The organism is Streptomyces sp. NPDC026206 (genome assembly GCF_040638465.1).
Classification (GTDB): domain Bacteria; phylum Actinomycetota; class Actinomycetes; order Streptomycetales; family Streptomycetaceae; genus Streptomyces.
The window spans coordinates 1-5,472 of the sequence record NZ_JBEZYL010000043.1 but is presented as its reverse complement, the minus strand read 5'-3'; the positions used below and the strand labels follow the sequence as shown (position 1 = coordinate 5,472).

Annotated in this window: 5 protein-coding genes and 4 pseudogenes; 4 read left to right on the top strand and 5 right to left on the bottom strand. The window is 66.9% G+C overall.

The window, feature by feature from the left end:
- Positions 1-151 precede the first annotated feature (151 nt).
- The 4 genes and pseudogenes from AB0F13_RS27675 to AB0F13_RS27660 all read right to left on the bottom strand — a co-directional run bounded on the left by AB0F13_RS27675 (position 152) and on the right by AB0F13_RS27660 (position 2,173).
- Positions 152-571 carry a hypothetical protein gene (locus tag AB0F13_RS27675; RefSeq protein WP_362087894.1) on the bottom strand — a complete coding sequence of 140 codons (420 nt, stop codon included), beginning with the start codon at positions 569-571 and terminating at the stop codon, positions 152-154.
- Between the two features lie 67 nt (positions 572-638).
- Positions 639-910, bottom strand: a pseudogene (locus tag AB0F13_RS27670) (hypothetical protein); the annotation flags it as partial.
- Between the two features lie 181 nt (positions 911-1,091).
- Positions 1,092-1,331 (bottom strand): annotated as a pseudogene (locus tag AB0F13_RS27665) (ISAzo13 family transposase); the annotation flags it as partial.
- Positions 1,332-1,885: 554 nt separating this feature from the next.
- Entirely contained in the window at positions 1,886-2,173 is a 288-nt protein-coding gene (locus AB0F13_RS27660; RefSeq protein ID WP_362087891.1) for a hypothetical protein, read from the bottom strand.
- A 121-nt stretch (positions 2,174-2,294) separates the two neighbouring features.
- Here AB0F13_RS27660 and AB0F13_RS27655 point away from each other — a divergent pair, with 121 nt between their 5' ends.
- The 3 genes from AB0F13_RS27655 (at position 2,295) to AB0F13_RS27645 (ending at position 4,257) form a co-directional block, all read left to right on the top strand.
- On the top strand, positions 2,295-2,525 hold the full coding sequence (locus tag AB0F13_RS27655) for a hypothetical protein (protein ID WP_362087888.1): 231 nt from the start codon (positions 2,295-2,297) through the stop codon (positions 2,523-2,525).
- A gap of 117 nt (positions 2,526-2,642) precedes the next feature.
- Positions 2,643-2,846: a transposase gene (locus AB0F13_RS27650; RefSeq protein ID WP_362087886.1), complete on the top strand. Its 204-nt coding sequence runs from the start codon at positions 2,643-2,645 to the stop codon at positions 2,844-2,846.
- A complete protein-coding gene (locus AB0F13_RS27645; protein ID WP_362087883.1) occupies positions 2,833-4,257 on the top strand; it encodes a transposase in 1,425 nt (474 codons plus the stop codon). The genes AB0F13_RS27650 and AB0F13_RS27645 overlap by 14 nt, the downstream gene beginning before the upstream one ends.
- Positions 4,258-4,734: 477 nt before the next feature.
- On the opposite strand, the pseudogene AB0F13_RS27640 reads toward AB0F13_RS27645, so the two are convergent.
- Positions 4,735-4,866: pseudogene (locus AB0F13_RS27640) on the bottom strand (DUF393 domain-containing protein); the annotation flags it as partial.
- A gap of 57 nt (positions 4,867-4,923) precedes the next feature.
- Here AB0F13_RS27640 and AB0F13_RS27635 point away from each other — a divergent pair.
- Positions 4,924-5,224, top strand: a pseudogene (locus AB0F13_RS27635) (helicase associated domain-containing protein); the annotation flags it as partial.
- Between the last annotated feature and the right edge of the window lie 248 nt (positions 5,225-5,472).

Genomic DNA, 5,472 nt, shown 5'->3' with positions numbered 1-5,472 from the left:
ACCAACTGCCACAGACCGCCGGGAACAATCCAGTCCCACCGCCCACTCCCCATGACCACACCAACGGACAACAGCCATGTAGGACACGGTCTTAGTGTTCCTGCTGGGTACCAGCGCAGTCGGTCTGGACTATTTCGTCCAGCAAGAGGTTTCACGGTTCAGCACCGCTGTGGTGTACGACCGCGGCGGCACGGGCTACAGCGATCCCCTCCCGCTGCCGCGCACCGCCGCCGCGGTCGCTACGGAACTGCACGAGCTGCTGCGCGCCCAGAGCATTGCCGCCCCATACGTTCTCGTGCCACACTCCCTCGTTCGGCGGCTTCTCGCGCATCGGTTCGCGCAGTTGTACCCGCAGGACGTGGCGGGGCTGGTCTGGTTGGACGCCCTCCATCACAACTGGGACAAGTTCCTGCCGCCCGCAATGCATCTCGCCGCGTGCGAGCAGATGGCGCCTGATCTGGAGCAGCTCGAACAGATGCGCCCAGATCCGCACCGACGGGGCGACGGTCGCCGCGAAACTGCTACTCGAAGCAGTCAGCCAGGAAAGGCCGCCCGTGTCCGCGTGAACCACGCGGAATTATCGAGCCGGGGACCGGCGGGTGACAGCCTGCTTCCAGGGTCATTCTGTTGGCGTTCTACTACTTCAGTCGCAGTTCGCTGATCCTGCTGGTCAGAGACCGGTTTCTGAGGGCAGCGAGCTGATGTGCCGTCATGTGGTGGGAGTTGGTGACCGGCGGTGCGGCGGCGAGGAAGGCGTGGGCGAGCATGGCCATGGTGATGTGCCGGTACCAGCCGACATAGCGGCGGACCTCGTACTCGTTCAGGCCGCACTCGTTCTTCGCGCGCTCTAGAAGCAGGACTCGATCGCCCAGCGGCTGCCGGCGACAGCAACCAGCTGGCAGATACAACTCCCGGTCCACCAACGTCCGGCCGGCGAGGACGTGTAGACCGCGAACACCGCGACCTGGCAGTTCTCCGTACGCCCAGGGACCTGCATCTCGATAACTGTCAGGGTCGAACTGTTTGGCGGTCCTCGTGGGACGTCAAGCGGACTGGAGCTGTTCCAGGGGGCGGGCGGGCGTTCCATTCCTGGGTGAATGGGGCGGTCGTGGCCGGACTGGCGCCAGCGTGTAGTTCCAGTCGCCGTGGAAGGGTTGGTTGTGATCGGCAGGGCGTGGAACTGGGGCGGGCGTGACAGTGGCGGCCAGGCCGTAGCTGTCGGTGTCAAACTGGGCTCCGATGCTCAGCCCGGTCTGGGTGGTTGTGGCAGCAATGGTTTCGAGAACGACCTCGTAGCCGGTCAGTAGCGGGCCCCGCTAGTTTACGGTTACACCGGGTCGGCCGGGAGCGCCCGGCCCAGCTCGGCGATCCCACGCGCAATGGTGGGTACGGGTGCCGGAGACGGCCATACCCCAAGAGCGAAGCTGCCGGAAGGCTGGCCGGTGGATGCTTCCAGGGGAGTACATGCCTCCGCCGCTCGGCTGAGTTGAGCCTGATGCGCCGGAGGGATGTGCCGACAGCAGCTGCCGGAAAGCATGGAGCGGTGACTGAGCAAGCGAACTTCGCACCAGCCCCCGCTGTCGGGTCCCGTCCGCGGGGTCACCACGCCAGCTGGCCGCGGGCAGGCAGCCCGCCCGGTGGACGGTGTCCCAGACGGCTGCCATCCGCAGGCCCACCTTCTCCTGACGACGCGGTCGGACTGCACGGCCTGGAGCTCCGTGCTCATCCGGCGCTGAGGCACTTCCCTGCCGCGCCCACCGGGTCCGGTGATAGCAGGACGCTCTCCCGTCAGGCGCCGGGGACTTCGTCCCTGCCTGTCCGGTGAGCCGGTGACGTGCAGGTCGGCAGCCACTCCGTTACTCTCCGCTCACGACGGGATCCCGTATCACAAACCGCGCAACGCCTCGTAAAGGTTGTCGCCGTAGTTCGACCAGCAGATGATGCTGCCGTCATCGTTCAGGCTGCCCATGTACCAGTCCCTGTCGTCGGCGGACTGCACCAGGCACAAGGTGTGGAACCCCAGCACGATCGCGGGACGGATCACCTCGTCAGCCGTTGGGGAGAGGCACGACGTCACTGCGCAATCGGTGTGGAGCGGGACGGCCTCCCGGTCCCCGGACACGTCGCGGATCTGCTGGAGGGTCCATCCTGCGGGGAGTTGTGCGCTGGCCATGCAGCAATGATCCCAGCGTCGGCAAGCGATTTCCCGGGGCGGAGGCCAGCGAACTCCTCTTTACCCCTTGCGACCCGTCGCACAGGCCTTACGGACCTCAGGGTGGCTGTGAATCTCGCTCATGACCAGCGAACCCCTGCAGATCCCACTTGATCAACTTCGCCATGACTTCGATGTGATGCTCCGGCAGGTGGAAGCGTCAGCTGGCCTCACCATGACGCTCGACAAGGAGTACTTCTGGTCCGTCCCGGGCGATGAGCTCTACGACGTCCTCAGCTTGACTCTGTCGGGGATCTTGGAGTTTCGCGGTGCGGCAGCATGGCCGACGGGCATGCTCGGTACGTTCCGATGACCGATGCAGCTGTCGAGGTGCCCGTTGTCCCTGCGCCCGCGTTCTGGTGAGCACGTCCCGCCTCTGACTGCGCAAGTCGCGCGGGCGAGCAACCCGGGCGGCACGACGGCGATATGGGTGCGTGACCGGCTGGATGGGCTGTGGTGCGACGAGGACTTCGCCGGCTGGTACCCGCGTGACGGGCGTCCGGGTCTCTCGCCCGCTCAACTGGCCACCGTCTGTGTGCTGCAGTTCCTGCTCGGCTTGTCGGACCGGCAGGCCGCCGAGGCGGTCCGCCGCCGCATCGACTTCAAGTACGGCGATGGCCTTGGAACTGGATGACCCCGGTTTCCACCACAGCGTGCTGGCCGATTTCCGAGACCGTCTCGCCGAAGGCGACCGTGCTGACCGCCTCCTGGATCTCGCGCTGGCTCGCCTCAAGGAGTCCGGACTGGTGCGCGAGCGCACCACGCAGCGCACCGACTCCACCCATGTCCTGGCCGCGGTGCGTGACCTGACCCGCCTGGAGCTGATCACCGAGGCGGTCCGCGCCGCACTGGAAGAAGTCGCCGGCACCTCTCCTCACCTGCTGGACGAGCTGGTCGATGAGGACTGGGGGCGTCGCTACGGCCGACCGGTCCGCCTGGGCAAGAACCCCACGAAGCCCAAGACCAGGATCCTTGCCACCGGAAACGACGCCGTCCGGCTCCTGGAACACCTCCACCGTCGCTGGGCAGACCGCACGTCCGGCCCTCGTATCCAGGCCCTGCGCCAGATCATGGTGCAGAACTACCACCATGACGGCACAGGGCATCTGCGCTGGCGCACCGCCGAGACGGAAGACGGGCCCGGGCTGCCGCCCTCGTCCCGGGCGATTGTCTCGCCCTACGACACCTCGGCCCGCTACGCACGGCACGGACACATCATCAGCTGGAAGGGGTTCTCCGCTCACCTGACCGAGACCTGTGCTCCCGACGGCCCCAACGTGATCACGGACGTGGCCACCACCGCGGCCACCACCCACGACAGCCAGGTCCTGCCCGGCATCCACACCCGCCTGTCACGCCGCGGACTGCTGCCCGCCGAGCACCTGGTCGACGCCGGCTACACCTCCCTGCCCCACCTGGAACAAGCCACCCGTGAACACCAGGTCACCGTCTCCGGGCCACTCCGAAGCAACCCCACCCGCCAACAACGCCAAAACGAGGGCTTTGCCCGGGACAACTTCCACATCGACTACGACCGTCAGCAGGTCACCTGCCCCCAGGGCCAGGTCAGCCAGGGCTGGCACGGCCCCTACCCGACCTCGTCACCCACCGCGGCCCCGCTGATCGTGGCCAGGTTCACCAAAAGCCAGTGCCAGCCCTGCCCGGCCCGCACCCAGTGCACCACCTCCCGCGAAAGCACCCGCACCGTGGGCTTTGCCCCACCAGAACTCCGCGACCTGCAACTCCGCGTCCGCACCGAGCAACAGACGCCCGAGTGGAAGACCCGCTACGCAGTGCGCTCCGGAGTGGAGGGAACCGTCAACGAGTTCGCCCACGGACACGGCATGCGCCACTGCCGCTACCGAGGACAGGGAAAGGCCCACATCCAGCACGTCCTGACAGCCATCGCCGTCAACATCGAGCGCCTCAGCGCACTGCCGCCAACCGAGGAAACACACCCACCCCGCCGGCCCACTGCATTCCAGAACTACCTCGACCAGCGCGAGATACCCTGGCCGAAGTCCTGGCGAACCCTGGGCAGCTGACCTCGGCACCTCCGAGATTCCCGACAGAGTCTGGGTGAACGCGGCCGCCTCGCGGTCCCACTTCGACCCGCCGATCCGCCCAGGATTCCCCGGCGCCTCACACCGCCAGTTCCGGTAATCGGCCAGGTCCTGCTCCGTCGCACGCCGCCACGGCACATCCCGCGAGGACAGGAACCCCAGCAGCAGCCGGATGTCCGTCGCGTAGTTCCGCTTCGACTCGCGTTCCAGGTTGCTGAAGCTCCTGGACCGGACGAAATCCAGAAGGTCCGCATCGACCATGCCGTCCGGCCCGACGAACACCGGATCACCCGGCCTCAGACCAATCCGTGCCACCGCCTCCGGCAGATTCCGCACTCCGAGGACACCGCCCGGCGGCAAGGCCCCCCATCGCTCAGGATCCGGCACCCACTCCACATGCGTGCTCAACTGGCCCCTCCCACGGCGCTTGAACGCTGATTCTTCAGAGAAGGCCCATACAGCGGGCAAAGCGCATGCTCCCGTTCCGCCTGGCATTCTCTGCCGGTTGTTCGCGATCAGCCGGAAGACGACGTGGGCAGCCCAGCGCACCGGCGCGATCCTGAGCATTGCTCCCAGAACCGCCCATCCACCAGGTCCCAGTCGCGCAGCCCCCACCTCGCCAGCCTCGTCCGCGATCGGCTCGGTGGCGTGCCGGTCGGTCAGCACATGGTGATGACAACCTCCGCCGCAAGGGACAGGAGAACGGCCTGGGCAAGGCCCCGGAGCGGGCCAGGGAGTGCGCGGAGCAGCTGACGGCGATCTACCGGGACTGGGACTGCCCGTGGCCGCTGGATTGGCAGCGGTACTACCGGGTGCTCGCGACCTGGTCGACGCCGACAGCAGCCTGCCCGAGATTCAGCCCGGCGTGCTGATGGACGGTGATGACCTCGGCAAGTGGCTGGAGCAGCAGAGGCAGCCGGGCACCTGGGCGCGGCTGCCTACAGAGCAGTAGTAGCGGCTTACCCCGTTGGCCGTAACGCGGGCCTGAAGCCAGTGATGGAGCCGGCCGAGCATGTGGTTGAACAGATGCGGCAAGGCTGGGGATGTCAGTCCCCGGTCTCCCGCCGGCGCTGTCAGTGGGCGTTGGCACTCCTGGTGAGTAAGACGTCGTTTCATTTGGTGAGGCGGCGGTAGCAGATGAGGGCCCCGGCTATGCCTACGAAGGCGAGGAAGTGTTCGGCCTTGCGTTCGTAGCGG